Genomic DNA, 13,641 nt, shown 5'->3' with positions numbered 1-13,641 from the left:
CCGTAATTTTAAATTACATTATGCAGGCATGAATATAAAGGATACCATTGCGCTGGCTTATAAAACCGTTCGGGGCAACAAACTGCGTACCGGCATTACCGTTGCCATTATTGCATTTGGTATAATGGCGCTGGTAGGTATTATTACCGCCATACAGGCAATGAACTCCAGCTTAAAAGACAGTTTTGCTACTATGGGTGCCAACTCCTTTAGCATCCGGTTCAGGGAAAGGCAGATACGTTTTGGAGACGGGGGAGGAGATGTTACCAAAACCAGCAGCAGCACCAATAAAAAAATCAAAAAATCAAATAGCGGCAAGCCTATAACCTATGAGCAGGCTAAAGCTTTTAAAGCGCGGTATAATTATCCTGCAAAAGTAAGTATAGGGCTGGGTGGCGTAGGCTCCCAAACTATTTTCTTTGAGAATAAAAAAACCAACCCCAATGTACGCGTGTCGGGAGGAGATGAAAACTACTTTACTTTAAATGGTTACGAAGTGGAGTATGGGCGCGATTTTAACCGCTTAGATATTGAAAGCGCAAGAAATGTATGTGTACTGGGCTATGATGTAGCTAAAAAATTTTTTGGCGACAGGGTAGAACAGGCATTGGATAAAGTGATAAGAGTAGGTGCTAATAAATTCAGGGTGATTGGGGTTTTAAAAAGCCGGGGAAGCAGTTCCTTCATGCAGGCCGATAATGCGGTATTTACTACCTACAATACCCTGCGGCGTTTATTTTCTGTAGGGAATGCTTCCTATTATATTGGCGTTCAGGTAAGCAATGTAAACCAGTTGAATGATGCTATTGGGGAAGCGGAAGGCGTATTTCGCCCTATCCGGAATCTTACTACTACGGAACAAAGTAATTTTTATATTGATAAAAGCGATGCATTAGCCGAAACCTTTATTGGCCTGCTGGGAAGCATTTCATTAGCGGCGGGCGGCATCGGGTTCATTACCCTTGTAGGAGCGGCCATAGGGCTAATGAATATTATGCTGGTAGCGGTAACGGAAAGAACAAAAGAAGTAGGATTAATAAAATCTCTTGGCGGTAAAAAGAAGGATATCCGCCAGCAATTCCTCTTTGAGTCCATACTCATCAGCTTAATGGGGGCTGCTATTGGTATTATATTAGGTATTATTGTGGGCAACCTGGTGGGTATGCTGATGAAGGTGCCGTTTTTTGTGCCCTGGTTATTGATACTGATCGCTATCCTTATTTGTTCCGCAGTAGGTTTGGCGGCAGGTATATACCCGGCATGGAAAGCTTCTAAATTAGATCCTATTGTGGCGCTCCGCTACGAATAGCAAAAGCGCCGCCATTAAAATTGCACTAAATAATAACCGGGCTGTTACCGTTTAAAAATTTCTACCAGGTTTGAAAAAGCCTATTTTCCCGGATCCAGTATTTCGGTAATCCGGTCATTCACATCCTGCAAATGATACTTAGTCATCCTGTCGCCCGTAGCCGGTAATACTGCTTTTATTTCTGCCTGTAAAGCACGCAGGTTACCTTTCAGCACCGAAATAATATCGCTTTTCCGGGTATCCGTCATAGCCGCAGGAGCACCAATGCGGAATGAAATACCTCCTAACGGAGATATAGCCGCCGGGTTAATGATTTGACCAACCCTTTCTACATAAGATTTTTGCAGGTTACGCCGGTATATATCAATCGGTTTTCTTGCGCTAAGTTCGGTCCATACACCCTGCTTCAGCTCATTCAGCATATCGGCTGCTTTGTAAGCATCGGTATGAAGTTCGGCTTCCATGCTAAGCAGTTTGCTTATGGTGCTGGTGCTGATAATACGGCTTAAAACGGCATCCTGCCTGCTGCTCACCACCGATATGCCTGTATTGCCAATGCGGTTAAGGATGTCGGTACTGATAAGCCACTGCGGGGTAACGAATAATTGTTTGATCAAAAAAGCCATTGCTTCTTTTTGAACGGCTTTTGGCGTATAGGCGTATACGGGTCCATGTTGCTCCACGGTTTTAGGTGTTTCATATATGCCGCCTATATTTTTAGCGGCATGACCCATATACCGTCCGTACTGGGTGGTTAGCTGGGTATATAAATCCGAAAGGTTTTGATAATCCGTATTTGCTTCTTTTGTCCATTCCATTAGGTTGGGAACAATGCGCTGCAGGTTCTTAATACCATAGGCACCCGCTTTCATGGCGTTATCACCAAGGTCCTCATTTTGTGAGCGCGGATCATCGGCATTCGATTCTGTGCCAAACCAAAGTCGTTTATCCTGTAATTTTTCTATGGTCAGTTTATTTAAAACAGGTATTTCCGACTCCGGCGTGGCAGCCGCTGGAAACCACCTGTAGCCCCATTCTATAGCCCATTTGTCATAATCGCCAATACGGGGAAATAAACCCTTTTCGGAAATGCTGTCTTCGGGTTGGGCTACATAATTAAACCGGGCGTAATCCATAATAGAAGCGGTATGCCCGTTGGCTTCCACCCAGGCTTTATCTCTTAGTTTTTCCACCGGTGTGGCGGAGCTTGAGCCAAAATTATGACGGAGTCCAAGGGTATGTCCTACTTCGTGCGATGAAACAAAACGGATCAATTGACCCATGAGTGCATCATCAAATTCCATTTTACGGGCCCGTGGGTCTGTTGGTGAACATTGAATAAAATACCAGTCGCGGAGCAGGTTCATCACATTGTGATACCAGTTGATATGGCTTTCTAATATTTCTCCCGAGCGGGGATCATGTACATTAGGCCCGCTGGCATTGGCCACAACAGAAGGTTTATATACAATGGCCGAATACCGGGCATCTTCAAGGCTCCAGGTAGAGTCTTCCCAGGGCGCCGGCGCCGGTTTGGCAACGATGGCGTTTTTAAATCCCGCTTTCTCGAACGCGGCCTGCCAGTCGTTAACGCCCTGTATAAGATAAGGAACCCATTTTTTAGGTGTAGCCGGGTCAATATAGTATACGATCTGTTTTTTAGGTTCTACCGGTTCCCCCCTTTTATACTTTTCCACATCTTCATCCTTAGGCTCCAGCTTCCAGCGAACAATAATGGAAATATCTTTTACGCCCTGCGGGTTAGCGTCAAAATCGGTATAGTTCCTGGCGAAATAGCCTATCCTCGGGTCAAAAAAACGTTGCCTTGCCGGAACCGCCGGAAGTAATACCATTGAGCTGTTCAGCTCAAGGGTGTACAGTATGCTTTGCGTGGAACCGGCCGTTACAGGCGTTCGGGCGGTAAGGGGGCTGGCGCCGCCACCCTTGCTGTATGTTTTTACGGTTTTAATTTCGATGTTAAGCGGGTAGCTTTTTACAGCGGTAATATAAGATTTGTCTGGCTGGTAAGCGCCAACCTGGAAAGTACTTTTAGCATTTCCCGAAAAAAACAATACATCATTGTCGCCCGAAATATAATCTGTAAAGTCTATCACGGTTCCTGTAGAATCGGTAGGCAATACCTTAATGTCGAACGCAGCCACAATAGGCAATACGTTGGAATTGGTAACGGCCCTATACATTGCCTGTGTTGAATCTTTAGATATTTCATCGAAAGAAACTTTTTTGAGGAACAATTTATTATCAGGACCTTTTTCAAAGCGGATCACATTACTTCCGATCTGGTCGCCGGCATAGCCAAAGAAGAAATTGCGCATACCCGCCGCGGCTTTGGAAATACGGTTTACAATAAGGATATCCCTGGATAAAAGGGAATCTGCTATTTCAAAATAATATTTATCTTCTATTTTATGTACCCCAAACAACCCGCTGTCTGTTCTGGCTTTGTTCGTAATAACTTCTTTGTAGGGTTGGGGGCCTTTTTTAGGGCTGGCAGGAGGGCTGGGAGCCGGTGTGGGGGAGGTGGGCGCAGCAGGCTTTTTTTTATGCTGTGCCGTTACTGTTCCGGCCGCGGCAAGCAGCAAACAGGCTAAAATAAATTGTTTCATATGCATGTAAGTAATATTTGATACCTGAAGGATAAAAATTACGGGTCACAAAAAAATATACTTCTTTTTGCAGGAAGCTGTATTTTGCCGATGCAAATATATTGTTTGGCTAACACAAACTATGCTGGTGACCGTTTGAGGTAATAAAAACAAAATGCAAATCTGTTGTTTGGTATAAGAAATTTGCTATATTGTGCCTCCCAAATAAAATTTTTTCTACTGGCATTTAAACAATTTAATTTTTTTTTTCAGTAGAATTGTGAATCAAAACCACACACTTTTAAAATTGTAAAATCTTTAATTCAAAAAAACAAGAGTTATGGCTGAAACTAAACCAACCGCGTCTGCTGTGAAGGCATCAACATCAGTTCAACCAAAAGGAGGAGGCAGCAACATTATTTCATGGCTGGCCCCAATTGTATGCATTATTGCCGGATATATTATCTGGAGATATATTTTGGGTAGCGACTCCGGCTTTACCAAGCCTGATCCGGAAGGTGGATTTTGGCCCAATCATAAAGGCCCCATCGGCGCTTTGCATGGTATTTATGAAGGCGGTATTATTGTACCGATATTGATCGGCATGTTTTTAATGGTAATTGTATTTTCTATTGAACGGTTTCTTACCATCAATAAAGCATCCGGAAAAGGGTCTATTTCTGAATTTGTTAGAAAAGTGCAGTATCACCTGGCTAACAAAAATGTAGATGCCGCGTTGGCTGAGTGCGATAAACAGCAGGGCTCTGTAGGTAATGTTATGAAAGCGGGTCTCAGGCGTTATAAAGAACTGATCACCGATTCTGAACTTACTACAGAACAAAAAGTAGTGGCTATTCAAAAAGAAGTAGAAGAAGCTACCGCGTTAGAATTGCCGATGATGCAAAAAAATCTTGTTTTCTTGTCTACCATCACTTCCGTAGGTACACTGGTTGCGTTACTGGGAACAGTAATGGGCATGATCCGGTCGTTCGGAGCATTAGGTGAAGAAGGTGGCGCCGGCGCCGCTGCAGAACTGGCAGTTGGTATTGCTGAAGCATTGTATAATACCGCTCTGGGTATCGCTACTTCAGCTTTTGCCCTTATCATGTATAATATATTTACTACTAAGATTGACGGGATCACTTATGGTATTGACGAATCAGGATTTACGCTTACACAGAGCTTCGCTTCTCAATATAAATAAGTTGAGCCATTGCGTATGGAATGTGAGCGGTATTGCATCTTATAAGTCAATTAAAATTTTTAGAAATGGCTAAAGCTAAAATAGTAAGGAAAAGTACCTGGGTTGATATGACCGCCTTTGTGGATGTGTCGTTTTTGATCCTTACCTTTTTCATTCTTGCTACCAAGTTTAAACCCGTAGAGCCGGTGGAAGTAAAATTCCCCAGCTCCGTTTCGGCTGATAAAGTGCCGGAGATGGATGCTTTTATGGTAACAATAGATAAGGACGGAAGGGTATTTGTTCAAATGGATGACCCCAAAGCGCGTGAATCGATAGCCAATAACTTAAATGAAACCCGGCAAATGGGTCTTAGCCCTGCCAACATTAAGGCTTTTACCAATGCGCCCAGTTTGGGTGTGCCATTTGCAGGAATGAAAGAGTTGTTATCTATGGATCCCGAGCAGCAAAAGAATGTAAGGCAGCCGGGTATTCCTGTGCCTGATTCTACCGGGGGTGAACTGTATTTTTGGGTAAGAGATGCAAAGTCTACCTACGCCGGTAAAAAAATAACCTGGTTAATAAAAGCCGATAGCGAAACAAAGTTCCCGGTGGTGAGAAACGTACTGGAAGCTTTCAAGCGGAATGATATCAATAAGTTCCAGTTGGTAACCAAATTCCAGGATGCGCCCGTTGGTACGCCGCTTTGGAATTCAAGAGAGGAAATTATTAAAAAGGCTGGCGGTGGTTAAGCCGGATGAAACAAAACCGGCTAAGGACAGCATAACGTAACTTTATATCATTTATTTAAAAACAGTTTTATGGCAGATATAGATGTATCAGGTGGTGGCGGTAAAAAAGGACCGGGAGTCAAAAAAGCCAAGAAACTTTCTACCAGGGTGGATATGACCCCCATGGTGGATCTCGGGTTCCTGCTGATCACTTTCTTTATATTTTCCACAACCATGGCACAGCCTACGGCTATGCAATTGATTATGCCTAAGGATACAGAGAACCTGGAAGAACAAACCAAGGTAAAAGCTTCCGGCGCTTTAACGATCATGCTGGGCAAATCAGACGGGTTGTATTATTATGAAGGAGATGATCCTACCAAAATACAGAACACCAACTATAAAGATATAAGGGAGGTTGTTATCAATAAAAAGAAATCAACCAAGCCCGAAGATTTTGTAGTGGTAATTAAACCCAATGATGAGGCAAACTACAAGAATGTAGTGGCAATACTGGATGAAATGACCATCAATGAAGTAAAGAAATATGCATTGGTACCCATTTCACCCGTTGAAAATGAATTATTGGTGGCAACAGAAAAGGCCAACAATATTCAGTAAAAGTTTGTGGATTTATGCAAATCCCCGCATCTTATATTTAATTAAAAAAGGTCATCATGGATGTAAGCAAAATACCAGGCGCCAGTCTTCTCGATATTATATTTGAGGGAAGAAATAAAAGCTACGGCGCTTATGAACTGCGGTCAAAATATAACAAAAGGCTTACTACCGCATTGATCATCACCGCATCACTGGCTTTGTTTATTGTGCTGGCGTCTTTACTGGGAGAAAAACTGGAAGGACCTAAAAAAGCAGTAGTAATAGAGGCTAAAGATGTGGAACTGACCAATGTGCAGGAAGAAAAGCCGCTGGAACCACCGCCGCCGCCACCACCAAAGCCGCCGGATCCCCCAAAGGTTGAAATGGCTAAGTTTACCCCGCCTAAAGTGGTAAAAGATGAAGAGGTGAAGCCGGAAGAAGAAATGAAGGAAATTGAAGAGTTGAAGGAAGCTACCATCAGCACGATTAACCAGGAAGGTGTAAAAGATTTGGGAATAGTTGCCCCCCCTGTTGAAGACAAAGGCGGTGTAGTTGCAGCGCCAGTGGTAGATGATGAAGACAAAGTGTTTCAAAAGGTGGAAATTGAAGCCAAGTTTCCGGGTGGAGATGGCGCATGGTCGAAATATATTTCAAGAGAAATTAACCGCTATATTGATGAGCTGCAGGATGCCGGTAAAGCGGGTACATGTGTAGTTCAGTTTATTGTGGACAGGGAAGGAAATATAAGTGAAGTGGAAGCATTGACCATGAAAGGAACCAAGCTGGCAGAAATTTGTGTAAATGCCATTAAAAGAGGGCCTAAATGGACGCCGGCGGAACAAAACGGACGTAAGGTAAAAGCCTACCGTAAGCAACCGGTTACTTTCAAGATTTCTGAAGAGTAGTAGTTTTTTTAATAATCATGTTTATATAATCCCCGTTGTTGTAAAACAGCGGGGATTTTTTGTGCAGGTAGTACTACAAAGAAATCTTAAGGCAATTTGTGGAAAGACATGAAATTCCTGTCTCATAATATAAACAAATGCCATGGCCGATCTTAATCTTCCGGTACTGGGAAAAGCGAAATACCGTGCCACCGGAATCAAAGCATTGCGCATTGATATGACACCCATGGTGGACCTGGGCTTTTTGCTTATTACATTTTTTATTTTTAATACTGTGTTAAACAGGCACACTGCCATGCAACTGCTGCTACCTGCCGATGGTCCGTCTGCACCTTTTGCTGAAAGCCGTACGTTAACGGTATTGCTGGCTCAGGATGGCAATGCAATATGCTATGAAGGCTTTGCACAGGAACCATCCGGCATTCATGCCATTAACATGTTTCTTGCGCCGGCCGCCTTGCGTAGTATAATTACTCAGAAACAAAAGTCCCTGGGTAACCAGGCAGCATTGATGGTAATTATTAAGCCGGGAACACAAAGCAACTACCGGCAATTAGTAGCCGCATTAGATGAAATGACCATCAGTGGAGTAAAAAAATATGCTATTACCGATGTGGACCAGGCCGACAAAAAATTACTGCTGGCTACACCTTAGCCAAATTGTATTTTTGCCGTATGTCGCACACATTTTCAGCATGGGATGATACGATTGTAGCCCTGGCTACGCCGCCGGGTATTGGAGCAATAGGCATTATACGGCTAAGCGGCGAAAACAGCATTGCTATTGCAGATGCATTATTTACAGGTAAAAACCTGTCAGACCAGGCATCTCATACCCTGCATGTGGGGATGCTGAAAAATGATAAAGAAGAGCTGGATGAAGTGGTGGTATCGTTGTACAAAGCACCTAAATCTTATACAGGCGAAAATATAGCAGAGATCAGTTGCCATGGCTCACCCTTTATTCAGCAGCAGATCATTGCGGCCTGTATACAAAAAGGGGCCCGCCTGGCCAAGCCGGGTGAATTTACCCAAAGAGCATTTTTAAATGGGAAGATGGATCTTACCCAGGCGGAAGCCGTGGCGGATGTTATTGCGGCGCACTCCCTGGCTGCCAAACAAACAGCGCTTAAGCAGTTGCGTGGCGGCTTTTCTTTCGATTTAAAAGCGCTGCGCGGTCAGTTGATCGGCTTTGCGGCCCTTATTGAGCTGGAGCTCGACTTTTCGCAGGAAGATGTGGAATTTGCCGACCGCCTGCAACTGGAGCGGCTCATTGCGCAGTTAATGGTATCTGCTACACAATTGCTACACTCATTCAGGTTAGGTAACGTCATTAAAAATGGGGTTAACGTAGCCATTATTGGTAAGCCTAATGCCGGTAAATCAACCCTGCTGAATGCCCTGCTCAATGAAGAAAGGGCTATTGTAAGCGACATTGCAGGCACAACAAGGGATACTATTGAAGAAGTGCTGAATATTAACGGCGTTTTGTTTCGGCTGATAGATACCGCGGGCATCAGGGAGCATGCTACCGACCGTATTGAAAAGCTGGGTATTGAACGCAGCAGACATAATGCAGAGAAAGCGGATATTATTATTCACCTGGCAGACCTGACCGATAACGACCGGTCGGGAATTAGCTGGCTGAAGCCATACAGCGAAAAAGTTATTGAAGTATACAATAAGTATGACCAGGTTTCCTCCGCAAATCTTCCTGCAAATGCTCCAGGAGCAGATCCGGCATTGGGGATATATATATCTGCCAAAAACAAAGAAGGTATTGAAACGTTGAAATCAGTGATGTATGAAAGGGCTATAGGAGAAACCATCCAAACCGAGCATACCATTGTTACCAATGCCCGGCATTTTGCCGCTTTGCAAAAAGTGCTGGAATGTTTGAACGATATTAAAGCCGGTATGGATAATAATCTTACCGGGGATTTTTTGGCTTTAGATATCCGCCGCTGCCTGCACTACCTGGGTGAAATAACCGGGCAGGTAGAAATTGACCGCGATATACTGGGAACGATATTCGGGAAGTTTTGCATTGGGAAGTAGAAAGCTATAACCAGCCAAAAGTGTGTTTTATTATACCGTTTTGGCTGGTTATAAATTTTATAATCAGCCAAAACATATTAAAATGAACATGTTTTGGACGAATATAATCTTACTTTTGTTCCAAATAAAAAGGTATGAATGCACTGATCGGGCGAGTAGAAGAGAGAAAAATACTTGAAAATAAACTTTCTGCCGGAAGCCCGGAACTCATTGCGGTCTATGGTAGGCATCGGGTAGGCAAGACTTATCTCATCAGAACCTTCCTTAAAGATCATATCGTATTTGAGATGACAGGTATCCACGGGGCAAGTCTGAGGGAACAATAAAAGAACTTCAGTCTGGCACTCGGCAACGCAATTAAGAGTAAGGCTCTACTATCCACACCGAATAATTGGCAGCAGGCCTTTCACGACCTTGATACCTATCTGGTGGATAAGCTGGATACACAACAACCGGCAGTGTTTTTCTTTGATGAATTTCCATGGGTTCATTCACCACGATCTAATTTCCTTCGTGCATTTGATCACTGGTGGAATAGTTCAGGAACCAAACGTCCCAATCTGAAAGTAGTGGTTTGCGGATCAGCAGCTTCCTGGATGATTGATAAAATCATCAATGACCGGGGTGGATTACATAATCGTGTAACTCAGAAAATACGATTGCTTCCATTTACTGTTGCGGAAACGGAAGCCTTTCTCAAATCCAAAAATATCCTGATAGATCAGTATCAAACCTTACAGGTTTACATGGCGATGGGCGGTGTTCCTTATTATCTCCAGCCCATTAACAAAGGTGAAAGCTCGGCACAGGCTATTGACAGACTCTGTTTTACAACAAATGGTGTACTACGAACCGAATTTAATAATCTGTATCAGTCACTTTTCAAAAATGCCGGACAACATGAAATCGTGGTTCGAATACTGGCGAAGAAAAGTAAAGGACTTACCCGCGAGGAGTTATTAAAAGCAGGCAAGTTCACTTCCGGTGGCACTACCACTAAAATGCTAAAAGAATTAGAGGAATCCGGTTTTATAGATCAATACGTACCGTTTGGAAAAACATTGAAGGAAAGTATATACAAACTGGCAGACGAATATTCACTGTTCTATTTGAAATTCATTGAAAATTCAAAATCTACAGGTAAGGGTACCTGGCTCCGCCAGTTTAATGCACCTTCATACAAAAGCTGGAGCGGATTCTCTTTCGAATCGGTATGCCATAAACATATTGCTCAAATAAAAAAAGCCCTGGGCATTAAAGGTGTTTTAACGGACGAATCTGCCTGGAGGCATCAATCCACAAAGGAAGAGAAGCAACAGGGCGTTCAAATTGACCTGCTTATAGACCGTCAGGATCGTTGCATCAATATTTGCGAAATGAAATTTGCTTCAGAAGAATTTACGATTGATAAAAAGTACGCAGCAGAATTGGATAAAATCCTAAGTATTTTTCAGCAGACAACCGGCACAAAAAAGACATTGTTTCTTACGATGATTACCACTTATGGAATTAACCAGAATCTTTATTACACAGGCAGGGTTGTGTCAGAAATAAAGATGGAGGATTTGTTTTCTGAATAAGGTTGCCACCCTTCCGGTGTACTCGCTGGTTCAAGGTTGGCCACCTTTAGAAAAACTGGGTCTTACGAATACGAATTATAACAATTGTGACGAGATACAGAATATTTACACAAGTAAATTTTTAAACAATAAAAATAAGCTTAATGAAGTTAAGCCTTTAACTCAGATGCTTATGTATCGGGGCTAAAATTTGTTTCCTATATTTGACGCCTTGACCATCATTTTTATTCAAACTTCCCCCCAATGAAATTATTATATTCCGGTAAAACGAAAGATGTGTATGCAACAGCAAACGAAGATCAATACCTGCTTAAATTTAAAGATGATGTTACCGGCACCGATGGGGTTTTTGATCCCGGCGCCAATACGGTGGGCTTAACTATTGAAGGAGCGGGAAAGTCGGGACTGAAAATGACCACACACTTTTACACCGTATTAAACAAAAAGGGAATAAACACGCATTTTATACAGTCGGATATGGAAAACTCCACTATGACGGTAAAAAAAGCAACTGTTTTTGGCAACGGGCTTGAAGTCATTTGCCGCTTCAGGGCGGTAGGCAGTTTTTTAAGAAGATACGGCGTTTATTGCAAAGAAGAACAGGCTTTGGATAGCTTCGTAGAGTTTACCATAAAAGATGACGAACGCGGAGACCCGCCCATTTCACAGGATGCCCTGGACCTTCTGAATATCCTGACAGCCGGTGAATATGAGCAGATTAAAAAAAGCACTGTTACAATTTGCAACATCATCAAAAATGAACTGGCTGCCAAAAGTCTTGATCTGTATGATATCAAGCTGGAATTTGGAAGAGACCCGCAGGGAAATATTATGCTGATTGATGAAATTTCAGGCGGTAATATGCGGGTGTATAAAAATAAAAGCTACTTAGCGCCACTAACGCTTGAAAAAGAATTTTTAACTTAGGAATAGTCCGGCAACACGCAGGATTGAAAATATCAGAACATAATGGATGGATCGGGTCAGCACATTTCGTTTACGGTTATCAGTGAGGGTGAAGAGTATATTATACAAACCTGTGAAAATGAATACCGTAACCTGATGGTGCTGTTGAATGACAAAATATACATTGAGGATTTTGGACAATGCGGCGGACAGGGCAGGTGCGCCACCTGCATGGTGGAAGTAACAGCACCCAATGGCGCATTGTTAACCTTAGAGCGAAACGAGCAGAGTACTATAGCAAAAAAAGGCGGAGCGACCGGAAATTGCAGGCTGTCCTGCCAGATATTTATCAACAGTGCATTGAACGGAGCTGTCATCAATGTACTTTCTGATATATATTGATTTTCAAAACCGGCTGGCTTAAGATGATCGCTCCATTATTTGGATACCTGTAAATCCTGCAGTCATGGATACACGCATAACACTGGATAAAAAAGAAACATTTTTGCAAATACTGAAGGAACTGCATGCCGGTGAAACAAAAGCATCGTTATTATACGACAATAATGGCTTAACCCGGTATGAAGGTTTGGTTAGCGGTATAGCCGGTACATTGGAGCCTCGCCTGCTGCTGCAGGATGGATTGGAAATACCCCTCTCATCCGTTATTGCGGTAAATGGAATTTTTGCTCCTGATTATTCGGAATGCTAACCATTGAAAATATAAAGCCATTGTGTGGTTCCGGGATTAGGGTTTAACAACTGGCGTCTTCACCGGTTTTAACGTTTTCAGAAAATGATAGATAGCCGTTAGCTCATCATCCGTCATGCGCTTAAAGGAGTTCCAGGGCATCGGGCTTTTAGGAATGAGTTTGCCCATGCGAAAACGTTCTATGAACATATCCTTGCTCCAGTTAAATATTTTCCCGCTTGAATCGGGTGTAAGGTTGGGCGTAATAAATCCATCAATTTCATTTCCACCTGCAAACGATTCGCCGGTGAACTGGCCTGCCAGGTTTCTTTTGGTGTGACATCCGCTGCATTCCGCTACACTTAAGGCCAGGTATTTACCGTACACGGCAGTAGTATCGGGTGCCACAGATGCCGGCACTTCACCTGTGGGGCCAACAGGCTTTATCATAAAGGCATTCACTGCCTTGCCAATGGCGTTCAGCTCATGATTGGGTACTTTATTGTTTACCGGTTTTTGCGCACGGAGGTAAGAAATGATGGCGGTAAGATCTTCATCACTGGTATTATGAAAAGGCATGAAATCGAAAACGGCTGTTCCGTTGGGGTGTACGCCATACCGCAAAGCTCTTGCAATTTCTCCATCGCTATAGCTGCCAATGCCGGTTGCTTTATCCGGCGTAATATTTTTGGAATATATCTTTCCTACAGGAAGCTCAAAAACTACGCCCCCGCTCAGAGGTACTTCAAGCCCTGAATTGATCAGTGAATCCGGATGGTGCCTGCTATGGCAATCAATGCAATGAGCCGAACTGTATACCAAATGTTTTCCTCTTGCTATAACCATGCTGTCTGTAGATGCGGCGATATTGGGATAAGGCGCTTCATATTTTATATCCTGTCTTGCCATTACCGTTATGGCTAATCCGCCAACGAGTACAAGTAAAATGATGACTGTCCATTTAATTGTTTTTTTCAGTTTTTTCATAAAACCTTTTTTTAAAAGTTGACGCAAGGTAACAGGGGTTATGAAAGCCGCATAGCATCGGGTGAATGAATTGAACAAAATGTTGAAT

14 protein-coding genes are annotated in these 13,641 nt (G+C 43.0%); 12 read left to right on the top strand and 2 right to left on the bottom strand.

The genetic code is table 11. The annotated features are described in order from the left end of the window. Positions 1-28: 28 nt before the first annotated feature. On the top strand, positions 29-1,309 hold the full coding sequence (locus VL121_RS08250) for an ABC transporter permease (RefSeq protein ID WP_325404080.1): 1,281 nt from the start codon (positions 29-31) through the stop codon (positions 1,307-1,309). Positions 1,310-1,389: 80 nt separating this feature from the next. Here the strand turns inward: VL121_RS08250 and VL121_RS08245 are convergent, their stop codons facing one another. Next, positions 1,390-3,936 carry a zinc-dependent metalloprotease gene (locus tag VL121_RS08245; RefSeq protein ID WP_325404078.1) on the bottom strand — a complete coding sequence of 849 codons (2,547 nt, stop codon included), beginning with the start codon at positions 3,934-3,936 and terminating at the stop codon, positions 1,390-1,392. Between the two features lie 319 nt (positions 3,937-4,255). On the opposite strand from VL121_RS08245, the gene VL121_RS08240 reads away from it, so the two are divergent. The 11 genes from VL121_RS08240 (at position 4,256) to VL121_RS08190 (ending at position 12,587) form a co-directional block, all read left to right on the top strand. Beyond that, entirely contained in the window at positions 4,256-5,119 is an 864-nt protein-coding gene (locus tag VL121_RS08240; protein WP_325404076.1) for a MotA/TolQ/ExbB proton channel family protein, read from the top strand. Between the two features lie 65 nt (positions 5,120-5,184). Further along, entirely contained in the window at positions 5,185-5,847 is a 663-nt protein-coding gene (locus VL121_RS08235) for an ExbD/TolR family protein (protein WP_325404074.1), read from the top strand. A gap of 69 nt (positions 5,848-5,916) precedes the next feature. Beyond that, positions 5,917-6,447 carry an ExbD/TolR family protein gene (locus tag VL121_RS08230; protein ID WP_325404072.1) on the top strand — a complete coding sequence of 177 codons (531 nt, stop codon included), beginning with the start codon at positions 5,917-5,919 and terminating at the stop codon, positions 6,445-6,447. Positions 6,448-6,503: 56 nt separating this feature from the next. After that, positions 6,504-7,331 (top strand): energy transducer TonB, encoded by an 828-nt coding sequence (locus VL121_RS08225; RefSeq protein ID WP_325404070.1) that lies wholly within the window; start codon positions 6,504-6,506, stop codon positions 7,329-7,331. Between the two features lie 142 nt (positions 7,332-7,473). After that, on the top strand, positions 7,474-7,986 hold the full coding sequence (locus VL121_RS08220) for an ExbD/TolR family protein (protein WP_325404068.1): 513 nt from the start codon (positions 7,474-7,476) through the stop codon (positions 7,984-7,986). Positions 7,987-8,006: 20 nt separating this feature from the next. Then, positions 8,007-9,389 (top strand): tRNA uridine-5-carboxymethylaminomethyl(34) synthesis GTPase MnmE, encoded by a 1,383-nt coding sequence (gene mnmE, locus VL121_RS08215; RefSeq protein ID WP_325404067.1) that lies wholly within the window; start codon positions 8,007-8,009, stop codon positions 9,387-9,389. Positions 9,390-9,523: 134 nt separating this feature from the next. Next, positions 9,524-9,715 (top strand): hypothetical protein, encoded by a 192-nt coding sequence (locus tag VL121_RS08210; RefSeq protein ID WP_325404065.1) that lies wholly within the window; start codon positions 9,524-9,526, stop codon positions 9,713-9,715. 102 nt (positions 9,716-9,817) lie between these two features. Further along, positions 9,818-10,969, top strand: coding sequence for an AAA family ATPase (locus tag VL121_RS08205; RefSeq protein ID WP_325404062.1), 1,152 nt, complete (start codon positions 9,818-9,820; stop codon positions 10,967-10,969). 243 nt (positions 10,970-11,212) lie between these two features. Then, on the top strand, positions 11,213-11,896 hold the full coding sequence (locus VL121_RS08200) for a phosphoribosylaminoimidazolesuccinocarboxamide synthase (RefSeq protein WP_325404060.1): 684 nt from the start codon (positions 11,213-11,215) through the stop codon (positions 11,894-11,896). 42 nt (positions 11,897-11,938) lie between these two features. Further along, on the top strand, positions 11,939-12,277 hold the full coding sequence (locus tag VL121_RS08195) for a 2Fe-2S iron-sulfur cluster-binding protein (RefSeq protein ID WP_325404058.1): 339 nt from the start codon (positions 11,939-11,941) through the stop codon (positions 12,275-12,277). Between the two features lie 64 nt (positions 12,278-12,341). Next, entirely contained in the window at positions 12,342-12,587 is a 246-nt protein-coding gene (locus VL121_RS08190; RefSeq protein ID WP_325404056.1) for a hypothetical protein, read from the top strand. A 36-nt stretch (positions 12,588-12,623) separates the two neighbouring features. On the opposite strand, the gene VL121_RS08185 is transcribed toward VL121_RS08190, so the two are convergent. Continuing rightward, a complete protein-coding gene (locus tag VL121_RS08185) occupies positions 12,624-13,553 on the bottom strand; it encodes a c-type cytochrome (protein WP_325404054.1) in 930 nt (309 codons plus the stop codon). Positions 13,554-13,641 lie beyond the last annotated feature (88 nt).

This window comes from Agriterribacter sp. (assembly GCF_035497235.1).
In the GTDB taxonomy this organism is placed as follows: domain Bacteria; phylum Bacteroidota; class Bacteroidia; order Chitinophagales; family Chitinophagaceae; genus Agriterribacter.
Note: the sequence above shows the minus strand (reverse complement) of the source record. Positions and strands in the feature narration are given on the sequence as shown.

What these genes read in the sequence shown, in the direction of transcription:
- VL121_RS08250 (WP_325404080.1), top strand. Translation starts at nt 29, where the DNA reads ATGAATATAAAGGATACCATTGCGCTGGCTTATAAAACCGTTCGGGGC.
- VL121_RS08245 (WP_325404078.1), bottom strand. Translation starts at nt 3,936, where the DNA reads ATGAAACAATTTATTTTAGCCTGTTTGCTGCTTGCCGCGGCCGGAACA.
- VL121_RS08240 (WP_325404076.1), top strand. Translation starts at nt 4,256, where the DNA reads ATGGCTGAAACTAAACCAACCGCGTCTGCTGTGAAGGCATCAACATCA.
- VL121_RS08235 (WP_325404074.1), top strand. Translation starts at nt 5,185, where the DNA reads ATGGCTAAAGCTAAAATAGTAAGGAAAAGTACCTGGGTTGATATGACC.
- VL121_RS08230 (WP_325404072.1), top strand. Translation starts at nt 5,917, where the DNA reads ATGGCAGATATAGATGTATCAGGTGGTGGCGGTAAAAAAGGACCGGGA.
- VL121_RS08225 (WP_325404070.1), top strand. Translation starts at nt 6,504, where the DNA reads ATGGATGTAAGCAAAATACCAGGCGCCAGTCTTCTCGATATTATATTT.
- VL121_RS08220 (WP_325404068.1), top strand. Translation starts at nt 7,474, where the DNA reads ATGGCCGATCTTAATCTTCCGGTACTGGGAAAAGCGAAATACCGTGCC.
- mnmE (WP_325404067.1), top strand. Translation starts at nt 8,007, where the DNA reads ATGTCGCACACATTTTCAGCATGGGATGATACGATTGTAGCCCTGGCT.
- VL121_RS08210 (WP_325404065.1), top strand. Translation starts at nt 9,524, where the DNA reads ATGAATGCACTGATCGGGCGAGTAGAAGAGAGAAAAATACTTGAAAAT.
- VL121_RS08200 (WP_325404060.1), top strand. Translation starts at nt 11,213, where the DNA reads ATGAAATTATTATATTCCGGTAAAACGAAAGATGTGTATGCAACAGCA.
- VL121_RS08195 (WP_325404058.1), top strand. Translation starts at nt 11,939, where the DNA reads ATGGATGGATCGGGTCAGCACATTTCGTTTACGGTTATCAGTGAGGGT.
- VL121_RS08190 (WP_325404056.1), top strand. Translation starts at nt 12,342, where the DNA reads ATGGATACACGCATAACACTGGATAAAAAAGAAACATTTTTGCAAATA.
- VL121_RS08185 (WP_325404054.1), bottom strand. Translation starts at nt 13,553, where the DNA reads ATGAAAAAACTGAAAAAAACAATTAAATGGACAGTCATCATTTTACTT.